The following is a 25,657-nucleotide window of genomic DNA, read 5'->3' as shown; positions in this document are numbered from 1 at the left end:
GTTATGCGAATCACTAAAGGCTTTCTAACTTGTGTATTACTGATGACGAGTACTGCAAACGCCTCTTCGCTTGAAGAGTTAGCAGGTGAAGTTAATGCCTTACCTTCTTATGAATCTCAATTAGAGTCAATGACGGTGGTTAAGGATATCGACTCAACGGAGCTGTCTAAGTTCGTTTATAACGTCGGGTTGGATGTTTCGAATCTATCTGAAAACCAAGTCACTGAAATTGAATCGGATTTTGGAGATAAACCATTTTGGTCTTTTTGTGATGAGCACGATGAAGTCGAGATAGTGATGACGGGCAATAGCCTTTGGGAGCGCACCAAACTCATGAAACTTCAGCGTACAACGGATATCACTTTCATTCATTAAGTACTGATAAACCAAGAATTAAAGCCGCTAGCCTCTAGTTATATTAGATGCTGGCGGCTTTTTGCTTTCTACTTAGACAAATGGGATTAAAGGTTCAAATCTTCCAAAATATGATTAATGTAGTTTTCTAATGCGCTAATGATAGAAGTTCGGATTTTAACGAGTTGGCTAGAGTGAGGGCTCCAAAGGGAAATGGGGATTTCTATGCTCTTTTTTACTTCATCAATTTCGAGTGCCACTAAGTTTTGTCTAACATATTCAGAATAGATAACCGAACGAGGCAGCAAAGACCAGCCGTGCCCGAGTTGTACGAGTTTGATAATCAAAGAGAGTTGGTCAATCGCTTCATAATCTGCCGATAAAGTGACCTTGTCGGCTAGCCCTTCTTCGATAAGTGACTGCAAAACCAGTTGTTTCGAGACCCTTAATTTAGACAGCAATTCATTTGGTGGGACTTTTGATAGCTCACCACCTTTATTGGCAAATGGAATCAGTGATAGCGTTTCCAGATAAGTCGAATGGAAACTATTTATGGCTTTGCTGTCGTGAGTGTTAACTAAGCCGAAGTGAAATTCGCCGGACTCAATCCCTTTCTTAATGGTGTCTTTTCCACGCACGAAAAAGTTGACAGATAAATTAGGGAAGTCTTTAGCCAACTGCATTCTAATGTCTGCAATCGCTAATTGTGGCAAGAAACTACAGTATCCAAAGTTAATAGATTCTAACTCACCTTGAGCAAGGCTTATTGCTAGTTTATCAAATGCCTTGACCTGTTCAATGGACTGCTTAGCGTAACGATAGAGTAAATCAGCTTCCGTTGTTGGCTCAACTGAGCGTCCTACTCGGTCAAACAGCGTCACCATCAAAATGTCTTCTAGGTTAACGACAACCTGTCCTATCGTACTTCGATGTTTGTTCAGTTTTACCGCTGCTTTACTGAATGATCGTTGTTCATAAACAGCAACAAATGTATTGAGTTGTTCAAGGCTAAAATTCATTTCATCTCTCGAAAATGGTGGTTAATCGTCGTTTATCTGCGTAGATCCAAATGACATAACGGATATTAATGATTTTGTATTAATAACGATATCAATAATAGAACACAGCGGATCTTTGTCCAGTTGAATCCTACAAGTGTAAGTTCGGGAATGGTTGTATCCCGCATATTATGACGTTGAAATTTGAACACAATCTTGGAGATAACAATGTCAATCAAACACACAGTTTCACTAACTGCACTTACGGCTCTTGTTCTTACGAGCACTTCACTTTACGCCGAAGAAGATCACGATCCATCGGATATCGCACGAGCAACAACATCGTTCACCGTAGGAGCAACCAATAATGGTGATGTAAAGGGCATGCTGACCTATGGCTTTGGGGTGACTGATACTCAGCAAGGCATGGTGGCCGTAGAAGGCAACATGAACCAAGAGGGAAAATACAATGATTCTCGTATTCAATACTTTCATGTATTTAACTTCGAAAACCCAACAGTACCAAAGGTCGCAGCATCGATTGACATGATCGACAACGCTTCTATGACGACGGCAGCATTGGGTGCGGTCGTGGCAATTACGCCAGTAGAACGGTTTTCAATGTACTTGAGAGGCGGTGTGTTAGCGGGTGAGTACAGTGATGCGATGACCAACCAATTTAACGTGAGTGACGACTCTGCGGTAGGTGGTATGGCGGCTGGTTACTTTACGCTTAAGACGGGTCAAGACGGAACCTATGTCATGTTAAGCCCTGAATACACTTATGTAGATGGGGACATTGAAACCAGTACGCTTAAGTCTTCAGTACGTATTGGCACCCCAATGAATGCAGCGATGAATCATTGGGGTGAATTTAGACTTGAAAATACTTACGGCAGCGTGAAGTCAGCGGCGCTGAAGCAAGATATTGACGATACCGTTGCTTGGTTCATGTATAAGTCTTTCTTCTAAAACACCGTTATTCAGTTAACCAAAGTGATGTTTCAAACATTGTACCTATAAATGTTCCATTACCGTAATATCTCGCCACCAACAGTACGTCTGTGATGTGGCCATCGAGTAGATTCACAGAGAGTTCCATGAGAATACAATCCAAATTATCTCCCATTGCCATATTGTTGATGGCACTGTCTTACCAAGCAGTGGCAGCGGAAAGGCTTGATATATTAGCGACAACGACAGAGCTGAATGAAACCACAACAGAACCGTCGCACTTTGAATCTTGGACAGAGACGAAACAGCGCTGGCAAGAACAACATGGGCTGCAACTTGGTGTGGATTACAACATGTTGGGACTCACGGCAACTAATCCGTTGGGTGATTCGTCATCGGCATCTGGTGCTTTGCGAGTCTATGGACAATGGGACATGGTTCATACCGATTCTGGCTCGACGGGAGGGGTAGTTTTTAAATTTGAACACCGCCATAAATATAGCGACACCTCACCGAAAGAGTTTGGCGTTCAAGACCTTGGCTATATCGGGTTTGTCCACTCTTTATATGGAGACCAAGGCTTTAGAACGACCCATTTATTTTGGCGTCAATCGATGTTAGACGAACGCATGGTTGCCTACGCAGGTTTTCTCGACATGACCGACTACACCGATTTTTATGCGTTGGCGAGTCCTTGGAACGATTTCAATAATGGCGTATTTACATCAGGAAGTGGCACGATAGGAGGGCTTCCTGACGGTGCATTGGGTGTCATGCTAGGCGGCTTTCTAACCGATAAGATCTATGGTTCTGCGAGTATTCTTGATGCGAAAGGTAATGCGTCTAACCTTGGACAAGGTGTTGAAGATCTATTCGATAGCAAAGCAACATGGAAAAGCTTAGAGATTGGTTATACACCATCGAAAGAAGCGTTGTTTATAGATAATGCCCACGTGACCGTTTGGCAACGAGACGCGGTCGAAAATGATAAAGAAGGTTATGGTGTTAACGTTTCTCTATCGGGCTTAATTGATAACCAATGGCTACCCTTCTTGAGAGCAGGTTGGGCGGAAGATGGTGGTGCAATGTACGATGCATCGGTCAGCGTTGGATTTGGCTACATACCAGTAAATCGCAATCAAGATATGATGGGGCTTGCGTTTAACTGGGCAAGTCCAATGGCAAGTACCTTTGGTGATATTGAATTAGATGACCAATATACTGCCGAGCTTTATTACCGAGCTCAAGTAACGCCTTGGTTGCAACTGTCTCCAAGTGTTCAGGTGTTAAACCATACCGCAATCAATGTAAATGCCATTGAAACCGGTAATCAGGAAAATATTTTCATTAAAGATAAAACGGATGTCGTGTTTGGCTTTAAAGCGCGTTTTGCTTTCTAATTGAGCAAAACGGATATGCATATTAATAAGCGTGGTGAACAAAATTATCTCGAGCTAACAATAAAGTAAAGCTAGGGAATTTATGACAGATTATTTAAGTATTATGATGTTGAGCCTCTGCAGAATTCGATTAGCTGTAGAGGCTTTGTTGTGTAATTCAATGGTGCTAAATCTATAACCTACGATCTGATCGGCTACATTCATTCTCCTTCTTAGCCTCATGCCTAAACCTCGTTACAAAACAATCAACTGGAAGCAATATAACCGAGCGCTCATTAACCGTAGCTATTTGACCTTTTGGATTGATGAAGAAGTGATAAGTGGTTAGGCACAAAGCAAATAGAGGTCTCATTTAAGGCAAAATGCGGGGGAGTGGTACAGCACTTAGCCATTGATGCTACAGGCCTTAAAGGTTATTGCGAAGGTGAATAAAAAGTCAGAAAATACGGGACGGATGGCGAGCGCAAAGCCTGGCGAAAGCTGCATATTGCTGTCGCAAGCACTCATGAAATCATTACAACCGAACTACATTTATCGACGGTTACAGATGGAGAAGTACTCCCGAGCTTACTGAAACAAACATGTTGAAGCATCCTGATGTATCTGGCGATGGCGCTTATGACATGAGAGCCTGTCATGATGCAATTAGCATTAAGCGAGCAGTCGCGCATATACCTCTAACAGAAGAGGCAGCTCTCTGGGGACACGATCATCCTAGAAATTTAGCCGTTGATTGCCAGAAGCTATATGGTTCAAATAAGTATTGAAAAGAGCGATATCGATACCACAGGTGTTTACAATCAGAGCTGCAATGTATCGAGTTAAACAGTTGCTAGGGGGACGATTGAGCGTCAGAAACTACAATGCAAAGGTTGGGGGGAATTAAGCAATGCTGAATAAGCTTGCTGGACTTGATATGCCTGAAACTAGCCGTATTAATTGAAAAACATACAAAGCGAGGTAGTTTTTTCTCTAAACTGAATTACGCAACGAAGCCTTGCTTAGCTGCTTAGCTGCTTAGCTGCTTAGCTGCTTAGCTGCTTAGTTGAGAATGTTGAGAAAACTGAATCACTTTTTTATCGAATCTCTCACATTTAAAAGCTCGTGATTAATAAAAAAAAATGATAATAGCTGAGAAATTGTTTTACAGCGCGGATTGTCAATAAAAGGCGGCTAGATAAGCCTTATAAAGACTGCATTACTAATAAATAAGGAATGCAGTGATGAGTGTTTATTTTAAATTGTTCGTTGTCATTATATTGGGGACACTATTGAGTTTGTTGGTTTTCCCAGAGCTCTCTTACTTTTCTTTTACGCCTGGCGTTGAACATCACTATCCAATGGGCAGTTTCGAAGTTCATGCTTTTTTTGACCAGCATTGGCATTCCTTATAGTTAAAAATTCATATAAATCATCGTCTTTATCTTTTTTTATATCGCAATTTTATTTCATCATTTTATTTCATTTTAAAATTCTCGAAAAGAAATACAGGTTAAGGCAAGTTGAAGAGGAACAAAAATTACAATGAACCCTACACATCTGGAGTTTAACTATGACAACTAAAACAGCTCTTAAGCCTGGTATTCAATACAACGCCGAAACCGTCCTTTACACAGGCAACTTTATTACTATGAATGAAGAGCTTCCAAAGGCAGCAGCGACCATTGTACAAGATGGGAAAATACTATTCGCAGGTACTAAAGATCAGGCTGAAACATTTTTAACCGATAAAAGCTTAGAATATCGCTTAGATGCTCAGTTCGAAGGCAAAACAATTGTGCCAGGTTTTATTGAAGCGCATATGCATCCACTGATTGCAGCATTGTTTACAGGTATGTTTGAATATGGCGGACAATACGACCGTCTAGGTGTAGAAGGTAAGTTACTAAAGGGGTGTGCAACTGCTGAAACATTAAAAGCGCACTTACAAGATCTTAAAAAAGAGCACGACAAGGCAGGTAAAACAGGAGAATGGATCAATCTTTGGGGTTTGGACCCACTGTTGATGACTGATGGGACCATTGTGAATCGTGATTTCTTGGATTCTGTTATTGATGACTCTCCGGTGTTTTTTATGCACGCAAGCTGCCACTTAGCAGGACTCAATACATTAGCGCTTGAAATGTCAGGGTTCAGCTTGGGCGACAATGCTGAATTTGTATTACGTGAAAATGGTCGATTGACAGGCGATATTGCCGAAATGAAAGACATCTACCGTGCACTCAATGTTGGAGCATTTAACTACGGAACTGACCCGGCCGTGATCGGAAAGACCTTGATCGATTACGCGAATATTGCCCACTCATTGGGTGTGACTACAGTCTCGGATTGTGGCATGGGCTTGCCGTCGAATCCATATCCGCTTTACCAAGCATTGAGTACCAACCCAGCGTTTAAGCTTCGTATTACGGCTTACCCTTTGGTAGGGCCTTTCAATTTGGAAGACGTAAACACCATGAAGCAGAACGATACAGACAGGCTTTGTATCGGTAGCGTGAAGTATGTGAATACCGATGGCTCAATTCAAGGTTTCACTGCGAATCTGTTAGACGGCCAAACTTATTATAATGGCAAGCCGAGTACCTCGCTGACTCGCGACGTAGAAGAGATCTACGAGTCTGCTTTGCCGTTCCATAAAGCGGGCTACAACATCTCGTTCCACTGTAACGGTAATGGCACCACAGAAAAACTGCTAAATATTATCGAACGCATGCAGAAAGACACACCAATGCCAGAAGCTCGTCACTGCTTAGAACATAACCAAATGGTGACTGATGAGCAAATGGACAGAATGGTCAAGTTAGGTGTGTGTCACAACTTGTTTGGTACTCATATTCCGGTTTGGGGTGACGTACACGCAACACAAACCGTTGGGCCTGAGTATGTCAATCGATTAAACCCGTTCCAAACTTCGGCGAAAAAAGGCATCCCGTTCTCTATTCACTGTGATGATGGCGTAACGCAGGTTAACCCGTTGTTTATGATGTGGGGTGCAATGAATCGTAAGTGCATTTTCTCAGGTAACGTGTATGGAGAAGAAGAGTGCCTAACCGCTGAGCAAGCTCTGCACGCTGTTACACTTGGTGCAGCTTATCTAATGGGGCACGAAGACAGTAAAGGCTCGATTTGTGCTGGGAAATTGGCTGATTTTGCTGTGCTAGACGCAAACCCACTAGAGACGCCAAAACAAGAGATTAAAGATATACGAGTACATGCCACGGTGTTAGGTGGCGATGTTTCAGTACACAAAAATGCAACAACGTCAGTGAAAGAACCAGAAATGGCTTAATCATATAAATACAACTTTCACATCAACTCAAAGAGCACGTAAGTGCTCTTTTTTTGTGTCTATAGAAAGCCCTTAAAAGTATTCACTATAACGTGAGGGTTTCACGGTACCTTTTAAAACATGCTGTAAGAAGCCGCTTCAGAGCCAGCATTGGTGGCAAGCAATATAGCCAAGGTCTGTAATGGCAGATATTAGCGCCGCTATGGATTACTTATAAGTGGACAAGAATACAGCTGAAACCCTAAATCTAAATTTTCGATTAACGAGCTGAGGGTTATAGAACGCCATTATTCACAAATGTATTTTCTAAAGTTGGATGAGTTGCCAATGGAGAGGGGAATGTCGAGAGAAACAATATTAGGGCGTTGATACTGGACTATCGTTTTCACAGTGTTTAAGGCGCTTTAATCGATGAGTGGAGTTGTCTCTAAAGGCTTGATAGCTGATGACCTGAGGAGCAAAACTTAAAAAGCCAACCCGTTAAGGTTGACCTTTCACTAGATTTTTAGAGAGTGTTTGAGAGTGGGGGGACGAGGCTGAAGCTTCGGTGGACCGATTCGAGAGCTGATATATCCACCGAGGAGTGAAATCAACACCAGAACCATCATCGCTAAGTTGAAACCAAAAACGCGAGCGTTTGCATTTTCATTTAATAGATATTCAGCTTGATGGTTATCTAACTGATAATTTTTAATCAATGTGTTAACACGGCTATCATCAACATAGGGTACATGAGAAAGTTGGTTCAAATCCGAAACGAAATCTTGAGGGTAGTAGGTCGCGATCTCATGGTTAGAGCGAATGTTGTGGTCCATTGCACCTTGGTTTAATCCGCCAAATAGACTGATACCTAATACCAAACCAATGTTTCTTACCGTTGCTTGTAAGCCACCAGATTGCTCCGCATCTCTTTCACCTAAGGCGCTTGTAATGATGACGGGACATTGGGAAGCCAAAATACCCATCGCAGCCCCTAGCAACGCCATGCCCAAATAGAAAGGGGCTAATATTTGCTGGCTTTGGCTCGATAATATCAATGTTAACCCGGCGAAAAACATTGTGATGAAAGCAATTTGGCAGAGTTTTTTCTGTGATTGCTGTTTAAATATGATTGGAGTCGCCACTGATAGAACAATCATACAGGCAGAGAACAGAAGAATAATGCTACCAGAGTGAGCAGAAGAGAGCGAGATGGCGACTTGCAAGTAAGTGACGGTGACAAAGCTACTTCCGCCTAGTGCGATGTACATCAGTGAGAGTACGATAAATCCCGTTCTTGACGCACTATTTTTGAACCAGCTAAATGGTAAAAGCGCAAAGCCGTGCTTCCGTTCAAACCTAATTTGCTGAATAACAAACAGCGTAAATAGCAAAACGCCTAGGCCGAGCAAAAACAGAGCAGGGCTTAATGGGTAAATTACGTTCAGCCAGTAGGGAACCTTTGCGCCGTTTAAGACTGTGAATACGCCCCAATAAGGCATCTTAATTAGCCCTAGAAAAACAGCGACCGTGCTTACTGCACCGAGTATTGCACCAACAACATCGAACTTAGTCGGGCTGTTAGTATGAATAGGACGAATAGCAAAGATGGCCGCCATTAAGCTTGAGAAATAGCACACTGCAATAATAACGAAAGACCAATACCAATCGGTGTTGTCGTGCAGCCAACCGCTCAACAAAGGGATGATGGCTGCTGCTAATCCGGTGGCGGCGGCCATAAAGCCGAATCCAACAGCGCGATTTTTCCCCGGGAAATGCGCAACCACAAGCGCCAGAACAGCGGGAAGTATGAGCGCAGAGGCAATGCCTGCAAGAGGGCGGACTAAAAGGGATAGGGTGGTTATATCATCGATTGCGATAAAACCAAGTGTGGAAATAAAGCCGATGCTTGTGCCAAGGATCAATAATCGTCGCCAACCAATAATCAAACCGAAAATGCTTGCAGAAAGCATCAAAGCCGCGCCAACAAGTGGTTGAACACTGCTTAGAAACTGGATGTTCGAAATGTCTGTTTGAAAAACATTAACCAGTGCGGAGGTGGAGATAGACAGGTTGGCGACATCTGCCGAGAGTGTGAATTGTGCTAAGCAGAGCGCGATGAGTAACCAAGTTGTTTTGCTATCGTTTTTCTTATCCATAAAATCTCATTAGGTGATTGAAATTACGTCGGGTGAAACGAATAAAGCCCCGGCATTGCCGAGGCTTGAGATGTTACTCTTCGCTCTTCATTAATGAACGTTGGGGAAGTTTAGAGCACAAGGCTAACCCACCAAGCATTAATCCAATCAAAGTAAATAGCGCATAGTGAACCGACTGTAAGCGAGACTCCGCCATGACTTCGATGACAATGCGTTGCTCTTCTTTATCTGCAATCAGATTCTCCATAAGGTCAACTGCCATAGCGTTTGATACGAATGGTAGCGAAGGTTGCTCAATAATGATTTGCTTCGTTTCTGCTGATAGCGCCTCATGTTCAGCTACGTTTGACTTAATCGCACCAGTTAAAGAGAACAGCATCACTGAACCTAGGATAGCCACACCAAACGCTTGTCCTACGTTACGAGATGTCGCTTGAATGCCACCTGATTGTTGAGCCTCACGCTCACTTAGTGCAGACGTTACAACAATTGAAGCTTGAGAAGCCAGTAAGCCAGCACCTGTGCCAAAGATGGTTAGAGAAATGTATTGCCAGAAGGTGATACCTTCAGTGGTAAAGCCTAAGAACATCAGCGCAGTACCTGTCGCAGCAATACTGAAGCCCAATTGGCAAATACGCTGACACGTTAAGTGAGCCAATTTAACTGGAGCACCAAGGGAACCAATCATCATGCCAAGAGCGAACGCACATAATGCCATGCCAGATGAGAATGCACTCATACCCGCGACAAGCTGCATGTAAGAAACGTTGATGAAACCCGTAGCGCCAAACAGTAAGAAGATCGTGGCACACAAGACTAAGCCGACCACAACTTGTGGATTTTTAACATAAGAAGAAGGAAGAAGAGGTGTGCCACCTTGCTCTTCAAAACGGCGCTCCCACACCATCAGCACTTTAAGTAGTGTAGCGCCTAATAGTACCGTTGGAATCGCTGGAGACATGCCCAAAAGGTTGAAGTCAGTTAGGGGCTTGATCAATCCCCAATCAGAGATTTTAAGCAAACCAGTCACGAAACAAAGAAGGCCAACACCTGCTAAGGCGATACCGATAGTGTCGAGTTTACCTTTGAAAGGGCTAGACTCAAGCGTTGGTAGTTTCATGCTACCGAACATCACAAATAAGCAGTAAATGCCTAAGCCACTGAAAGCGACTTGGAAGCTCGCGACATCCAAAATAAAGCCAAACAACAATGGCGTAACTGCACTTGCGAGGCCAACCAGAGCTGCAATCGCAGAGAACGCGATTGCTTGGTCTTTACCTTTGTAAATACCTGCCACGTTTGCCAGCACTGCAGGGATCAGCAAACAAGCACCTAAACCAGAACCCACACGAGCTCCATAATTTAAGACTTCCATATTTGGAGCGAATGCGGCTGCAAATGACCCCACAGCAAGCATGCCTGCTCCGATGATCATTTGACGCTTCCATCCAATAATCAGACCGATCAGGCCACCAGCGATCATGCCGGCGCCTGCAATAAGCGGGTACATTGCATTAGCCATTTGAATTTGCGGCATGCTTGCACCGTGAAGGGCTATAAGTGCCTCAGTAGAAATAGCCAATCCAGAGTTATCGGCCATGGTTGAAAATTGGGCTGCGAGGAGAACAATCAGAGGGAACCATTTGGCTAACCCTGATTTTTCTTCCGGAGTAGGGGGTGTGGTTGCGGATACCGTCATTGTAGATACCTTTATGTTGAAGAGCGAAAGCTCAAGTCGTTATAGTTATGAAATAATCTTCATCACCATTTAAACCTGTGAGCTCACTTACTCTCCAACCAAAAAAAGTATCTTTAGAAGAAAAAAAATTGTATTTGTAAATTGAGAGATAAAAAAAAGTAAATTAGTACTAACTACCTGATTTCTTGTCTAAAATATAAGATACATCTAAGCCTGCACTTTGCTCGACCTCAATAAAAATTCGACCTTCATCGAGGTTCCAAGCATTCAGACGGATCAAATTACTACCCAGTGGTATGTCAATATTGGTATTTTCGATAAACGCTTCTAAACCTCGCACTTCTCTCTTCTTTATCTCGAAATCGGTACTGACGTGCTCAACACGTTTCAATTCTAATGTGACATCGTAGGTGTAGTTAAATTCGTTGTACCGATTGCTTATTGAAAGTCGAATCCCATCGTTTGCGACTAACATCATTGCATTACTGTCAATCCTTGAGTCATCAATATAGACAGCCCCTTTCCCTTCCCATGCCCCTTCATTTAATCGGAGAGGATTATTTAAATATTGATAAGCTTGTGTGCCAAGTACGCCAGAAACGACAATGGCAATGACTATGGATAAAAGGGTTAAAGTTCGACTTGCTGGCATTCCAAAACTCCTCTTATCTCTGAACAAATTCGATAGAACGACTTATTCTTAGACACATATTTTGTCGAGTCTCCGGGTTGTATAGGTAACGAGCTGAGCTCCTGCTCTGTAGCATTGAAGAGTATCCAGTGATTGCCATATTGGTGGCTAATACGCTCAGGTTGATCAGTAAAAAGGCCAGATGCGCAGAGGGCGAAAGTAGCGATAGAGATAGCCAGTAATAGAGTGATTGAATTAACGATACTCCGTGGTGTGGCTTCTGTTTTGGTATTATTAGTAGTTACTGAGTTGCTCTGTTCGCTGGCGGTGTCAACTGTCTCTACCTCAGTACTTGATATTGTCTGGGCAGTTATTGATACGTCTACGGCCAACTCGTTAGCGTTTGACTCGTTGAGTTTTGGTACTGTGTTGTTGTCAATCTTTGGTGCAACTGCCAGAACATAGCCTTGCTTGGGGATGGTTCTAATCAAAGTTCTATCAGTGTCTTCTAAAGAAAACCTCAACGCTTTAACTGTTTGATTAATTGTTGCGTTTGTCGCGTAAGAGTCTTTCCAAAGTGTTTCTTCGATCGACGAACGTGAAAGGACTTCAGGGAATGTCTTGATGAGTTCGTGAAAGAGGTTGGATTCTCGTGCTCTTAGGCGACTTCGCTCTCCCTGGCTATCTATCACAGCAGAAGTTGGTGAATAATAGAGTTCGCCAACTTTATATATTGGTGGCTCTAGGCATAGTTTGAGCATTTAGTCTTCTCACTTACGTAACGTCTTTAAATATGCTAACTGGTATGCGTGGTTTTTCATTTTGATCCACAGCAATAAATGTTTCACATTGAAAAGCTAATCTTAAAAAATGAGAATTTAAGCAGAAATAAAAAATAACCATGTGTATCTAAATATTAATGACGCCATATCTAGTGAATCTGTTTTGTCTAGATATTAATATATTGAATATTAAGTGAGAAGAGGGCGAGTGTGATGTATGGGAAAGAGTGACAAAGTTAACGTTATTTTAGGTCTCGTCATTTGATACTTTGAACCCTACTTTTTTTTATTTTTTGTCTCTTTATTTTGTTATCTAGCGGGATCGAATTTCTCTAAAGTGTTTTGGAACTTGGCTTAATTAGGCTAAGAGCCCAATAACGTATAATAGGTTTTTGATCATGGCTAATTATAAAAAAATAACACTCAGTAGTGCCCTTATTCTTTTCTCATCTCATGTATTGTCAGATGATCATATCACGCCAGATGATGCCCCTGACCCTGGCGACCACACTAAGGTCTCATCCGTTATCAACGTGACTTACGGGAAGCAAAGTTTCAGAGAAGAAGATAACGACTTCGCACAGATTCAAGCTCAGATTTCCGGACAAAAAAGCAATGAGAACTTGTTTCTCGGGCAACTAACGATACAAGGTCAAGATAATGGAAAAGTGGGAAGTGAAGACTTTAACTTATCTCAAGTTCGAGCTCGTTATTTCGAAGTGAGTCGAACTGACTGGCAGCATGCACCAATGGTTGGTGTCTCACTTGACTATATAGAAACTAGTTTTACGGATGCTATCTCAGATCGTTTGTTCGCAGTCGGTGGGTTGATTCGTGTAAATACTCCTTTTGATAATTGGTTATCTTTCCCAATTTTGGCCGGTGCAGTAGGGCAAAACAACAGCGATTTTAGTCGATTAGGCCTTACCGATGACTATACCTATGGCGTTCAATTTAATTTCTTGAACTCGATTTATTTGCATGAAAACGGCACTCATGTACAAATAAATCCGCAGTTTAGCTCGCTTGATTTCGGTGGCAGTGTTGGGACGATAAATCAGTTGCAACTTGACCTCGCATTTCAAGGCCCACTATCGGGCAACCGCAAGCACTGGGGTAAAGTGACGTATACGGAATTCTTCGATGATACGGAGCAAAGCTTTGGTCACAATAGACAGGGAACAGAATTAAAGTTTACCTATAGCTATTATTTCTAAACTGGAATTGGATCTTATCGCACTCTAGCTTTGTTGATGGACAGGAAGAGGGAGAACAAACCGTGACAAAGCTAATTGTTGAAGACGGACAAAGAAGGCCAATAAAAAGTCGAGCAACTTGCTCGACTTTATTTAGCGTGATCATATTCATCAACGGATTAAATCGGGTTTATAGACACAATCAATCCGGAGACTTATAGAGTTAAACAATCAAAAGGTTTGTGTTAAACCTAGTCTCGAATGATCATTTGCTCGCGCTCTGGACCAACCGATACCATCACGATTGGAACACCCATCAACTCTTCGATGCGAGTAACGTAATCTTGTGCCGCTTGAGGAAGGCTCTCAAAGGTGCGACAACCCGTGATGTCTTCATTCCAGCCCGCCATGTCTTCATACACAGGTTTTAGTTTAGCCGTTTGTGGCCAAATCGGGTTCTCGCTATGTTCACCCGCGTAAGCCGTACAGATCTTAAGTTCAGATAAACCAGACAGGCAATCGATCTTAGTCAATGCGATTTCAGTTGCAGCTTGTAGTTCAACACCGTTACGAGTTGCTACGGCATCGAAGTAACCCATATCACGTGGGCGTCCTGTTGTAGCGCCAAATTCATTAGAGCTCTCACGGAAGCTGTCTTGCTCTTCCATTGCCGTTACTAGGGTGCCAGTACCAACAGATGAGCTAAATGATTTAGCAACAGCTATCACGCGTTCAGGGCGAAGGGCTGGTAAACCACTACCAATGCCAGCATAAGCAGCCGTTACGTTTGAAGACGTCGTCCACGGGTATTCGCCATAAACTAGATCACGACCCGCGCCCAATTGAGCTTCGAAAAGTAAGTTCGCGTTTTGCGCTTGCAGTGATTTTAGAGGCTCAGTCACATTGCAAATGAATGGGCGCCAAGCTTTAGTCACTTCAAGTAACCATTCGGTCATCTCAGCAGCACTTTGGGTGAAATCACATTGAGGGTAAAGCGCTTTTAGTTGAGGCATTTTCCAATCAAGCATGAATTGAATACGTTGTTCTAAGATTTCAGGTTGATTTAACCAGCCTACAAGAATGCCTTTTTTCATTACGCGATCGCCGTACGCTGGTGCGATACCTTGACGTGTTGAACCATAAGCACCATCGCCTAAGCGTTCTTCTTCAAGTGTATCTTCCAATGCGTGTAAAGGTAGGCACAGAGTCGCACGATCTGAAATCGCCATTTTAACTTCAATGCCAGCCGCTTGAACTTCTGCAATCTCTTCACTTAGTGCTGCAGGGCTTATCACCATGCCTGGACCAAGAACAGCAATACAATCAGGGTTAAAAATACCACTCGGCAGTTGGTGCAGCTTAAAGGTACCGAAGTCGTTTACTACAGTATGACCTGCGTTGTTCCCGCCTTGAAAGCGGATGCTAGCAGAAGCGTCTGCTGCTAAGAAATCGACGATGCGGCCTTTGCCTTCATCACCCCAGTTTGCGCCCACAACAACAATAGATGGCATAATTTTTCTCCTGACTGATTGAGAAATAATGTTATTCCTCAAATTTGGATAAGAGAAATTAATTATGTTTATTATCTCGATAAGGATCTCATATAATATGTAGGGATAGCGGAGGAAAGATGATGCTTGATATTAATTTGTTGAAGACGTTTGTGACGCTCGCGGAGTACAAGCATTTCGGGAAAGCCGCCAATGCGCTTCATATGACACAGCCCAACGTAAGTTTACACTTAAAGCAATTAGAGCAAACCACGCGCATTAAGTTGATAGAGCGAAGTCCATTTCAACTGACTCAAGCAGGCGAAAGGCTATTAGAGACAAGCCGAAGAACGTTACTCGAACTGCAGATTTGTCAAGCTGATCTCAATGCGATTAACGACCTTAAAATAGGGACGTTAACCATTGCCGTGAGTGACATCATTTCTCGATTCTTGTTGATTCGCCCTTTCCAGAAGTTCAAAGCGCAATATCCGGGTATCGATCTCACGTTGTTGAATACCACATCATCTCAAGCATCGAGTTTGGTCAAGAATGCTCAGGCGGATCTAGGCTTCGTTATTGCCAAAGAACAAAACAATGAGTCGCTGCATTTTACTGAGTTACAAGAGCTGTCATGGTGTGCACTGGGTGATGGTTTTGAAGCTCAAGTTATGGCGGGTTCGAAAGAAAGTGGCGTTCAAAAAACAAAGCCAAAAAACGCAGAACCAAGAGCTGAATCCGAGACTGACGCTGAGCTAACCTTAATTCTGCTTGGTCATGATACTAGAACGCGTGACTTCATTGATGAAGGTTTACCAAGCCTTAATCTACCCAATTATAGGGTAATGGAAGTAGGGAGTGTTGATGCTCAAATTGACTGGGCGGAGGCTGGCTTTGGGGTGGCAATCATTCCTGAGTTTGCAATATCGACAAAACACCATCTAATTTCAAAAGTAACGCCGTTAACGGATTTTTGTCACACCAGTCTCGGTTATATCGTTAGGCAAAACCAAGTATTATCTAAGGCGACCAAACAACTACTCGGTTGGGTTGATGATGAAATTACGCGATTGCAGCGCAAAGATATTTGAGAACGGCGAGTGATTCCCATGAAAGGTAAGATGCACTAGTTGTCTCATTCTCACATAGGCTGACGGTTTTATTAAGCCCACCAAGTGTGGGCTTTTTTGTGCCTGTTATTTGACCGAGCTGATTGGCTTTCAACATTTTTAAAGCAATCAATTCAAAGACACCTTAAACCAAGATTCGAACCAATTCTCGAAACTCGCCATTGACAATGTTTGATAATCAAACTAAATTCCAGTTATTACTTTGATTATCAAATTACTTGTAAATCAAAGAATACCGACCAACTACGATTATTAGGTCTCTAACACAAGATAAGGACGCCAATTTGAGCTTTCCAACACGTCATCAACACAATTTTTCTTCACATAATCAGCAAGGTGAGAAGCGTACTTTTTATGTCCTGCTACTAACCGTTGTCACCATGGTTGTCGAGATCATTGCGGGTACCATATATGGTTCAATGGCCTTGCTTGCCGATGGTTGGCACATGGGAACACATGCAGCGGCGTTTGGTATTACCTTGTTTGCATACCGTTATGCAAAAAAGCATGCTGAAAGTGAACGTTTCTCTTTCGGCACTGGCAAAGTCAGTGTGCTAGGCGGCTACACCAGCGCGATCGCATTGGGAATTGTGGCGTTATTGATGCTGGTGGAGTCGGTGCATCGCTTATTCAACCCGCAAGCAATTCAGTTTAACGAAGCGATCATCGTGGCATGTATCGGTTTAACGGTGAATGTCGTCAGTATGTTTTTGCTCGGGGATCATCATCATGATCACGGACACGAGCATGGCCACAATCATAATAAGAATCATGAACATTCACACGGTCATTTACATAGCCATGATCATGATAAAGACGATAACCATGAACATGCTAAGCAACATGAACATCATCAAGATCACAATCTACGTGCGGCGTATATGCATGTTTTGGCTGACACGTTGACGTCGTTGCTTGCCATTGTAGCGCTACTCTTCGGTAAGTTTTATGGGTGGAACTGGCTGGATGCCGCAATGGGTATGGTTGGCGCGGTTGTGATTGCCAAATGGACAATGAACTTAATGAAACAAACAAGCCCAATCTTACTCGATCAGAATATTGATGATGAGTACCGTAACGGAATCACTGAAGCTTTAGCTCCTTATGCGGCCGTAACCGACTTACACATGTGGAAGGTGAGCGGGCATCACTACTCAGCGGCGATTACTCTTGAATCAAACAGCGACAAAACCGTCTCTGAATATAAACAAATGCTCGCCAAGTTTGATAAGATTAACCATCTTACTCTTGAAGTGCACTCAAACGGCCATGCGAAATATAGAACAGCTTAACCAAATACTGACCGAGTTCTACGATAAAATGTCTTCGTGGGAGCAATCTGTTGTCAAAGAAACGGGTTACTCCTTGGCGCAAGTACATACTATCGAAGTGCTTGGTATGCATGGTGCGTTAAGAATGAAAGAGCTCGCAGAAAAGCTCGGCATCACTACGGGCACGCTTACCGTTCAAATCGAAAAATTGGTTAAGGCTGAATTGATCGAGCGTCACGAACACCCAACCGACCGTCGAGCGATAGTCGTGGCTTTGACAAGCGAAGGGCAGAAGATCCATGTTCATCACAATCAGCTTCACTTGAATCTCGTTAATGAACTCACACAAGAGTTCGAAGAAGATGAGAAAGCCGTATTACTAAAATGCCTGACTAAGATGGTGAAAGCGTTTTAGGCTTAGTGAGCACAAAGCACAAAGCACAGAACTTAGAACCAAGAGTCAACAACCACGAACACAAATAATTGGACTGTACCTGAATAGGGACGGTCCATTTTTTATGAATCTAATATATTGAGCTTCATTTTGTCTCCTCTGATCAGCCAAAATAATGTCATTAAAAGCAATAAGGCCAATAAAGTACGAAAGCTTTTTGATTCAAAGCCTTACGTAGTCTGCTGTTCAAGCCTTGTACGACCCGTCAAATAGCTGCCTCCCAAATCTATAATTCAACTAATGTACATGTTGCAAATCTGTGTTATTGATAATTTTAACTTTAGTAATGATTTCATTGGCAGCTCAAATCCAATTGAGAACAGCACGAGTTAATCACTATATAAGCAACCTGGGTTATGCAAGCGACTAGAGCTAGATAGACAAATTAAGCTAGATAAATATAAAAACAAGATAACAAAAGTTACAAAAAAACTTAGATACCCATAATTAGATTAGTAAAGACGAGTCACATATATGAACATAAAGAAAAAGCTCTATTCATTAGGATTGTTTTCCATTTTCGGCATGATTGCATTGCTGTTTACCACATCACAATTCGCAGATACCACCGCTCAAATGGGCCAAGCTAAACAAATCACCAAAGAACTTGAAGTGCGATTGCTTAACCTTCGCCGTAATGAGAAAGATTTCTTACTGCGCAGTGATTTAAAATACCTCGACAAATTTGACGTTAACTACAACAAATTTCTAGTGTCTGAATCACAGCTCAATACAATACTCAACGACTTGGGTTTGGCCAACAGCACACACTTGCGTGAAGATATTGAAACGTACCATACAAGCTTTGTTAACCTAGTCAAAGCCAATGAAGTCTACGGATTGGCAAGAGATAAAGGCTTGCTCGGCCAGTTTCATGAAGAGCTAGACAGCATCAGTGCAACAGTCGGCGCAGAGCAAAAAGTAGAGCTGTACCTGTTTAACGATCTGATTGAAAAGGGCACATTTGACCCAAGCGTTCTTTCTATTACTTCGAATGCAAGATCAAGTGCACTTTTAGATGCTGCAAAGCAAGTCGTTGCGCAGAAGCGTGTGATTGGATTGAAGCATAACGAAGGTTTGTTAGGGCAAGCACGCTCAGGTTCTCACGCGATTGAAACTCAATTTAAAGAGTTCTCAGCCGTGTTAGAGCAAGAAACCCAACAAGAGATGGATAAACTCTCGCTGATCAACAACATCCTTTGCGTCACGTTACTTGTGTCGATCATTCTGTTCAGCTGGTTAATCGTCCGCTCTATCATTGGTAAGATTGAGTCATTACTCTCGGTAATCCGCAACATTGTCGATTCTAACGACGTGTCTATTCGTTCACACCTAGACGGTAAAGACGAACTGAGCACCCTAGGCCAATACTTCAACCAATTGCTTGATCAACTTGAAGGGCTTATCGCAGCATCGCAATCTAAATCACTTCAGCTGACACAAAGCACATCAAACATGCATGATGAACTAGAATCGGTAATCAAACAGTTTGAAGTGCAAGCTAACCACACCTCGACCATGACCACATCAGTACAAGAGATGGTGTTAACGATCGGCGAGATTTCAGAAAGCACATCGGTTGCCGCTGAAGGTGTACATCAAGCGAAAGCGAATGCCGATAAAGGTCGTGAAGTGGTTGTAGACACCATCAGCAACATTACTCAGTTGTCTGAACGCCTTTCAAGCAGTCAAGATTCAATAAGCTCGCTGAACCATCATGTTGACCAAATCGGCGATGCAGTAAACATTATCCAAGGCATTGCAGAACAAACCAACTTATTGGCATTGAACGCAGCAATTGAAGCGGCACGTGCGGGTGAACAAGGCCGAGGCTTTGCTGTTGTTGCAGATGAAGTCCGTGCTCTTGCAAGCAGAACGCATCAATCCACCACTGAAATCACCAGCGTTGTGACGGCCATCCAAAGCCAAATGAACGCTTCGATGACAGAAATTGGCGAGTGTAACCAACAGGGCCAATTGACTCTGAAAGATTCTGAGGAGCTAGATGCCAGCCTGCAGCTTATCTTGAGCGATATGGAAAGCATTCAAGGCAACTCAGAACGTATCGCGTCAGCAATTGAAGAGCAGGGTGCTGTGATGGCGCAAGTGAGTGATTCAATCACCGAGCTAAACACTATATCTAACGACAACAATGCTTCAGCGCAGCACTGTCTAGTTGAAGTTGACAAGGTCGCAGAGCAAGCCCATGAGATGGATAAAGCGGTGGCGCAGTTCAAGACATCGTAACGTTCCTGAAACTAGCTAAAACCAAAGGCGCAGTTGATCTGCGCCTTTTTGCATTTTGAGTGCCTTGGATATGATTTGCCTTGTCAAAAAAAGACCCTGCTCGGGGGAGAGCAGGGTCTTTTGGTTCAAGAACGCTTGTTACTGTTGCTGTAACTATTACTGTCGCGTTGTTATTTACTTCGGCCTTCCAACACTTCTAGTGCAAGATCGACCGCTTTGTCGATGTTGTCGCATCCGGCTAACTTACCTGAACTTATCGGGCCCAAAACGTTAGCGTATAACGAGATCTGCTTATTAAATGGCAGGCTCAACTGCTCATATAAACGCTGGCGAATCTCGGCGTGTTGCTCAGGAGCGTGAGCAGCAAGGCTTTTCAAAGTGTCATAAACAAGAGTGGTGGTAGTGTTCATATGGCGCTTTATCTTTGAGTGGGGGATGCTTATTTTATAATCTTTTCGCCTTAGCTTGCTGTGATATATGTCATACAATAGTGCAAATGGTGTTTTTTAATTTTTGAAATCTAATGCCTATGGCGAAACCTTCTGAGTCTAATGAGAATAAGGCATTCCAAAATAGACTTAACTATCTGTGAAATATGACTAAAATGATGACAGACTATTAATGGTATCAACGTTACCGGCTTCATTGGCTTGTTGCTGATTGATGTTTAGATCTCAAAGGAAGAGGAACAACATGCACTACGACGTATTCAATGGAGATGCAGACGGCATCATCGCTTTACTGCAACTGCGCTTAAAAGAGCCGAAAGAAAGTGTACTGATCACTGGTGTAAAGCGTGATATTAAGTTGGTTTCTCAAGTTGTTACTCAAATTATGGAGCCGGGTAAGCAAGGTGACATTTCTTCCGTTACCGTTTTAGATGTGTCGATGGAGAAGAACCTACCTGCATTGCACTCACTGCTAGACGCCAACATCAATGTATTTTATTGCGATCATCATCGAACTGGTGAGGTACCTGACTCTAGCTATTTGGATACTCTGATTGATACCGCGCCAGAGAGCTGCACGAGCTTGCTGATTAACCAGAAGCTGAATGGTGCGCATGTGGCTTGGGCAATCGCGGCTGCTTTTGGTGATAACCTAAAAACAGTGGCCGCGCGGCTAGCGGATGAAAATGGATTCGATCAATCTCAAACAGAGTTTTTAGAAGAGCTAGGTACCTTGGTTAACTACAATGGTTACGGTTCTTCATTAAGCGATTTGCATTTCACGCCAATTGAGCTCTACCAAACCCTTTATCAATACCCGAACCCATTTGATCTTTTAGATGATAAAAACTCTGTGTTTTATCGACTACGAGCTGCTTATCAAAATGATCGTCAACAGCTATCAAACCTTGCTCCTGTTTATGAAAGTGAAGTAGCACGCGTGTTTGAACTGCCAGGTGAGACGTGGGCAAGGCGCATCAGTGGTGTATTTGGTAATGAAATCGTTAATCAAGATCCAAACCGAGCGCAAGCAGTATTAACGAAAAACCAAGATGGCGAGTCTTACACGGTGAGCTTACGGGCGCCATTATCAAACAGAACGGGTGCAGACGAAATTTGCTCAAGCTTTGAAACGGGTGGAGGAAGAAAAGCAGCGGCTGGTATTAATCAACTTAATGAACTTGATAAGGTGAATTTTATTTCACTATTGGATGCATATTATTCATCTAGTGCTGAGGGGCAACTGAAAAATTCCTGAGGTATACATCCAAAATTCCACAAATTTTCACTCCTATATGCCGTTATACGTGTGTATCTCTAGCACATGCATGACGGCTATATCCAAGCTATTTTAGTGATGTCACTCGCAATGGTATCTGGTCATAGGTCAGTAATTACGGTGTGTTTGGATCGATTTTTGTCGATTTTTGTCGATTTTTGTCGATTTAAAGTTCGTTTTTTCCTATTGGTGATTTTTTATATTTTTGGTTAATTATCTATGTGAATTAAGGTTGATTAAATATTTGCATGGTCAATGTGTCCAGCCGAAAATAACAGCTTTTAGCATTTCATTTTGAATGAAAAGTCAAAATCATATTGATTCTGATATTCAATCTGTGACTTAAAATCACAAGTTAAATCAAAGGTCATCTTTTCCTATAAATTCCATTACTTCTCTATAAATATTCATGATTACAATGAATTGGTTCGGTTGTGATTGGCACAGCTGTTAAGTAAGGAAGTGGGACTAATGTTGAAACGTAAAGCTCTACAATTAGCTGTATCGGTCGGCATGGCCGCAATGTCTGGCGCTGTTTATGCGAATGGTTCAGATATGACGAATCCAGATTCTGGTGTCGTGGTCGGTTATTGGCACAACTGGTGTGACGGTGGCGGCTACCAAGGTGGTAATGCGCCATGCGTGACGCTGGATGAAGTAAACCCAATGTATAACATCGTGAATGTGTCATTCATGAAGGTTTACGATGTGGCTGATGGTCGAATCCCAACTTTTAAACTGGACCCAACCATTGGGTTATCAGAAGAACAATTTATTGACCAAATTGCCGAACTCAACAAGCAAGGTCGTTCTGTACTGATAGCGCTGGGTGGTGCTGATGCGCACGTAGAGCTAGAAACCGGTGATGAAAGAGCCTTTGCTGATGAGATAATCCGCCTTACTGAGCGTTACGGTTTCGATGGCCTAGACATCGACCTTGAACAAGCCGCGGTAACCGCAGCAAACAACCAAACGGTCATTCCTGACGCACTTAAGCTAGTAAAAGATCACTACCGTGCCGAAGGGAAAAACTTCCTTATTACTATGGCGCCTGAGTTTCCGTATCTAACGACAGGCGGTAAGTACGTTCCTTATATCGATAATCTAGAAGGTTATTACGACTGGATTAACCCACAGTTCTACAACCAAGGTGGCGACGGTATCTGGGTTGACGGTGTGGGCTGGATTGCTCAAAACAACGATGCATTAAAAGAAGAATTCATCTACTACATCTCTGATTCGCTTATCAACGGAACGCGTGGCTTCCACAAAATTCCACATGACAAGCTGGTGTTTGGTATTCCTTCTAGCATTGATGCTGCAGCAACTGGCTTTGTGCAAGATCCTCAAGATTTATACGACGCGTTCGAGACCTTAACGACTCAAGGCCAACCCCTGCGTGGTGTAATGACTTGGTCTATCAACTGGGACATGGGCACTAACAAAAATGGTCAACAATACAACGAGCAGTTTATTAAAGACTACGGCCCGTTTGTCCACGGTCAAGTGACGCCACCACCAGTAGAGGGTGAGCCAGTTCTTAAAGGTGTCGAAAATGCCCGTGTTCTTCACGGCACAACGTTTGACCCAATGGAAGGTGTAACGGCAACCGATAAAGAAGATGGCGATCTAACATCTTCTGTCGATGTTGAAGGTTACGTGGAAACCAGTGTGATTGGCACTTACGTTCTAACTTACCGAGTGAAAGACAGCGATAACAACGAAACCACTAAAGCGAGAACGGTAGAGGTTTACAGCCAGAAGCCTGTGTTTAATGGTGTGTCTGACACTACTGTTGTGTTGGGTACTGCGTTTGATGCTATGGCAGGCGTGACGGCGAATGATGCTGAAGATGGCGACCTGACAAGCACTATCACACACACTGGCAGTGTCGATGTAAATGAAATCGGCAACTACACGCTTGTGTATAGCGTAACAGACAGCGCGAACCAAACTGTAACCGCTGACCGTAAAGTGTCTGTGACGGATGGTTCTAACTGTGCTGCTGCATGGGATGCCGACACCGTTTATGTTGAAGGTGATCAAGTCTCTCATGACGGTTCAACGTGGGGAGCGGGTTGGTACACTCGTGGCGAAGAGCCAGGAACAACAGGTGAGTGGGGCGTTTGGAGAAAGGTTTCAGACTCTTCATGTGGTGGTAACCCAGATCCGGGCGATGACTTAGAGCTTGCAGTTTCAGGCCTTCAGTCAGAATATGCGCCAGATAACGGCAATGTTCGTTTAGACCTGACACTGACATCAAATGAAGCTTTAGATGTTACGGCTATGGTGATCAACAGTGCAGGGTCTGTGGTTGAGCAAACTCAGGTTAACGTAACGGACAGCCGCGCTATTACCATCGACTTATACGATGTAGCGGAAGGGCAATATGCACTTGAGGTTGTCGGCAAGGTATCCGACGGCGAAATAGTGATGGTAAACAATTCGTTCACTGTGAAAGATGGTGGAGGAACGACTCCACCTCCAGGTGATTACCCGCCATATGAAGCCGGCACAAACTACGCAGCAGGTGACATTGTGGTAGGCAGCGACAATGGTCTATACGAATGTAAGCCTTGGCCATACACGGCTTGGTGTGCAAGCGCATCTTACGCACCAGCAGAAAGCCAATACTGGCAAGATGCTTGGACAAAGCTGTAGTCTGATAGCTCGACGTTAGCAATATAAAGTAGACGATCAAAGAGAGGCCATTGTGCCTCTCTTTTTTTATGTTCAAACATTTCTGACTTAGAGCTTTAAACCTTTCCTAACCTCAAACTCGGTTCTGCATTTTGCTCTAGATCAAAATAAGAGTGATTATCAATTGTATTAATGAGGTGGTAGATGCACTATGCGCACACTGAATTTGCTCTGTTGTGAATATTTGCATAATGAATCTTGCCCAAGTTGACCTAAACCTACTCGTTATTCTTAAACACCTTCTTGAAGAGAAGCACGTTTCCAACACGGCGTTGGCGTTGGATATGAGCCAACCTACGGTGAGCCGATCTCTACAAAAACTTCGCACTGTGTTCAACGATGATTTGTTGGTGCGAGCTGCCTATGGCTATGAATTAACGCCGAAAGCAGAGGTCATCAAGCAAGACCTCAACTCTGTGCTTACGCGCCTTGAGAAGCTGGTTCACGGAGACGTGTTTGAACCACAAACGAGTGATAGTACGGTTCGTTTTTTTGGCTTGGTTCCTCAGGTCTCACACCTTTTGCCAAAAGTAGTGGCACAAATTCGCCAGCAAGCGCCGAATATGGTTATCGATATTGACTCGATTCCTAAACGACACTTTGAGCCTCTGTTATCCGGTGATGCGCACTTTGTGTTGTCGACGCATGAGCCATTAAGTTCTGAACAAAACCTGTATCGAATGTTCGTAATCAGTCGCGATTATCGGTTATTAATGAGCAAAGACCACCCGTTGGCAGACAAAGAGATCACAGTCGATGATTTACTTAACAGCCAGCTTGGCCAGATTTCGCTGCAAGGTGACAAAAAACTCTCGATTGAAAGTCGATTTAAAGACCTTGGTTTAATTGATAAGCAGCGCCAACTCTCGATCCCAATTCAGTTGTCCAACTTCAATATTGCTGCGGATATTGCGGAGACGACCGATATCATCTTTCACTTGCCCACACCATTTGCGACAAAAGCTGCCAATCAACGAGATTTAATTTGTAAACGCGTTCCCAAAGCGATCAGAAGCCCATCAGAAGATGTTTATCTCTATTGGCATAAACGTTTCCATAATGACCCTATGTGTCGTTGGGTTCGTGATTTATTTAAAGAGATATATACCCAATCCATCTAGGTGGTGAATGCTATTGAGGTCATGCTATTAAAATGAATATGTATTGGTTTTATTATTTGAAAGTTGAATAACGAG

The 25,657-nt window shown here is 43.1% G+C and carries 19 protein-coding genes and 1 pseudogene; 13 read left to right on the top strand and 7 right to left on the bottom strand.

The window, feature by feature from the left end; translation table 11 throughout:
* Window positions 1-3 precede the first annotated feature (3 nt).
* Window positions 4-375, top strand: coding sequence for a hypothetical protein (locus L3V35_RS07545; protein WP_237299142.1), 372 nt, complete (start codon window positions 4-6; stop codon window positions 373-375).
* Between the two features lie 86 nt (window positions 376-461).
* Here L3V35_RS07545 and L3V35_RS07540 read toward each other — a convergent pair whose 3' ends face one another.
* Window positions 462-1,373, bottom strand: a complete 912-nt coding sequence (locus L3V35_RS07540; protein WP_237299140.1) for a LysR family transcriptional regulator — start codon at window positions 1,371-1,373, stop codon at window positions 462-464.
* A gap of 207 nt (window positions 1,374-1,580) precedes the next feature.
* Here L3V35_RS07540 and L3V35_RS07535 point away from each other — a divergent pair, with 207 nt between their 5' ends.
* The 4 genes and pseudogenes from L3V35_RS07535 (at window position 1,581) to L3V35_RS07520 (ending at window position 6,995) form a co-directional block, all read left to right on the top strand.
* Window positions 1,581-2,324, top strand: coding sequence for a hypothetical protein (locus L3V35_RS07535; protein WP_237299138.1), 744 nt, complete (start codon window positions 1,581-1,583; stop codon window positions 2,322-2,324).
* A gap of 128 nt (window positions 2,325-2,452) precedes the next feature.
* On the top strand, window positions 2,453-3,706 hold the full coding sequence (locus L3V35_RS07530) for a carbohydrate porin (protein ID WP_237299137.1): 1,254 nt from the start codon (window positions 2,453-2,455) through the stop codon (window positions 3,704-3,706).
* 220 nt (window positions 3,707-3,926) lie between these two features.
* Window positions 3,927-4,589: pseudogene (locus L3V35_RS07525) on the top strand (IS5 family transposase); the annotation flags it as partial.
* A gap of 669 nt (window positions 4,590-5,258) precedes the next feature.
* Window positions 5,259-6,995, top strand: a complete 1,737-nt coding sequence (locus tag L3V35_RS07520; RefSeq protein WP_237299135.1) for an amidohydrolase — start codon at window positions 5,259-5,261, stop codon at window positions 6,993-6,995.
* Between the two features lie 497 nt (window positions 6,996-7,492).
* Here L3V35_RS07520 and L3V35_RS07515 read toward each other — a convergent pair whose 3' ends face one another.
* The 4 genes from L3V35_RS07515 to L3V35_RS07500 all read right to left on the bottom strand — a co-directional run bounded on the left by L3V35_RS07515 (window position 7,493) and on the right by L3V35_RS07500 (window position 12,224).
* A complete protein-coding gene (locus tag L3V35_RS07515; protein WP_237299133.1) occupies window positions 7,493-9,133 on the bottom strand; it encodes an MFS transporter in 1,641 nt (546 codons plus the stop codon).
* A 73-nt stretch (window positions 9,134-9,206) separates the two neighbouring features.
* Complete coding sequence (locus L3V35_RS07510; RefSeq protein ID WP_237299131.1) at window positions 9,207-10,832, bottom strand: MFS transporter; 1,626 nt, start codon at window positions 10,830-10,832, stop codon at window positions 9,207-9,209.
* Between the two features lie 169 nt (window positions 10,833-11,001).
* Window positions 11,002-11,484, bottom strand: a complete 483-nt coding sequence (locus L3V35_RS07505) for a hypothetical protein (RefSeq protein WP_237299130.1) — start codon at window positions 11,482-11,484, stop codon at window positions 11,002-11,004.
* Window positions 11,463-12,224, bottom strand: a complete 762-nt coding sequence (locus L3V35_RS07500; protein ID WP_237299128.1) for a winged helix-turn-helix domain-containing protein — start codon at window positions 12,222-12,224, stop codon at window positions 11,463-11,465. The genes L3V35_RS07505 and L3V35_RS07500 overlap by 22 nt, the downstream gene beginning before the upstream one ends.
* A gap of 419 nt (window positions 12,225-12,643) precedes the next feature.
* Here L3V35_RS07500 and L3V35_RS07495 point away from each other — a divergent pair, with 419 nt between their 5' ends.
* Window positions 12,644-13,462: a hypothetical protein gene (locus L3V35_RS07495; protein ID WP_237299127.1), complete on the top strand. Its 819-nt coding sequence runs from the start codon at window positions 12,644-12,646 to the stop codon at window positions 13,460-13,462.
* Window positions 13,463-13,692: 230 nt separating this feature from the next.
* On the opposite strand, the gene L3V35_RS07490 is transcribed toward L3V35_RS07495, so the two are convergent.
* Window positions 13,693-14,952 carry an adenylosuccinate synthase gene (locus L3V35_RS07490; protein ID WP_237299125.1) on the bottom strand — a complete coding sequence of 420 codons (1,260 nt, stop codon included), beginning with the start codon at window positions 14,950-14,952 and terminating at the stop codon, window positions 13,693-13,695.
* A gap of 119 nt (window positions 14,953-15,071) precedes the next feature.
* On the opposite strand from L3V35_RS07490, the gene L3V35_RS07485 reads away from it, so the two are divergent.
* From L3V35_RS07485 to L3V35_RS07470, 4 genes are all read left to right on the top strand, one after another.
* The gene (locus L3V35_RS07485; RefSeq protein ID WP_237299123.1) at window positions 15,072-16,022 is read left to right on the top strand and encodes a LysR family transcriptional regulator; all 951 of its coding nucleotides are present in this window, start codon (window positions 15,072-15,074) and stop codon (window positions 16,020-16,022) included.
* A gap of 323 nt (window positions 16,023-16,345) precedes the next feature.
* A complete protein-coding gene (gene dmeF, locus L3V35_RS07480; RefSeq protein WP_237299121.1) occupies window positions 16,346-17,353 on the top strand; it encodes a CDF family Co(II)/Ni(II) efflux transporter DmeF in 1,008 nt (335 codons plus the stop codon).
* Window positions 17,331-17,747, top strand: a complete 417-nt coding sequence (locus L3V35_RS07475; protein WP_237299119.1) for a MarR family transcriptional regulator — start codon at window positions 17,331-17,333, stop codon at window positions 17,745-17,747. The genes dmeF and L3V35_RS07475 overlap by 23 nt, the downstream gene beginning before the upstream one ends.
* Window positions 17,748-18,311: 564 nt before the next feature.
* On the top strand, window positions 18,312-20,033 hold the full coding sequence (locus tag L3V35_RS07470; protein ID WP_237299900.1) for a methyl-accepting chemotaxis protein: 1,722 nt from the start codon (window positions 18,312-18,314) through the stop codon (window positions 20,031-20,033).
* A gap of 170 nt (window positions 20,034-20,203) precedes the next feature.
* Here L3V35_RS07470 and L3V35_RS07465 read toward each other — a convergent pair whose 3' ends face one another.
* Window positions 20,204-20,443: a PAS factor family protein gene (locus tag L3V35_RS07465; protein WP_135458504.1), complete on the bottom strand. Its 240-nt coding sequence runs from the start codon at window positions 20,441-20,443 to the stop codon at window positions 20,204-20,206.
* Between the two features lie 283 nt (window positions 20,444-20,726).
* Between L3V35_RS07465 and L3V35_RS07460 the strand changes: the two genes are divergently transcribed.
* From L3V35_RS07460 to L3V35_RS07450, 3 genes are all read left to right on the top strand, one after another.
* Window positions 20,727-21,740, top strand: a complete 1,014-nt coding sequence (locus L3V35_RS07460) for a DHH family phosphoesterase (RefSeq protein WP_237299118.1) — start codon at window positions 20,727-20,729, stop codon at window positions 21,738-21,740.
* Window positions 21,741-22,232: 492 nt separating this feature from the next.
* The gene (locus tag L3V35_RS07455) at window positions 22,233-24,422 is read left to right on the top strand and encodes an immunoglobulin-like domain-containing protein (protein WP_237299116.1); all 2,190 of its coding nucleotides are present in this window, start codon (window positions 22,233-22,235) and stop codon (window positions 24,420-24,422) included.
* Between the two features lie 230 nt (window positions 24,423-24,652).
* Window positions 24,653-25,582: a LysR family transcriptional regulator gene (locus tag L3V35_RS07450; RefSeq protein WP_237299114.1), complete on the top strand. Its 930-nt coding sequence runs from the start codon at window positions 24,653-24,655 to the stop codon at window positions 25,580-25,582.
* The last annotated feature ends 75 nt before the right edge of the window (window positions 25,583-25,657 follow it).

Origin of the sequence: Vibrio sp. L5-1, assembly GCF_021728315.1 — a bacterium.
Lineage (GTDB): Bacteria > Pseudomonadota > Gammaproteobacteria > Enterobacterales > Vibrionaceae > Vibrio > Vibrio splendidus_K.
This window is presented reverse-complemented; position numbering and strand designations above follow the sequence as displayed.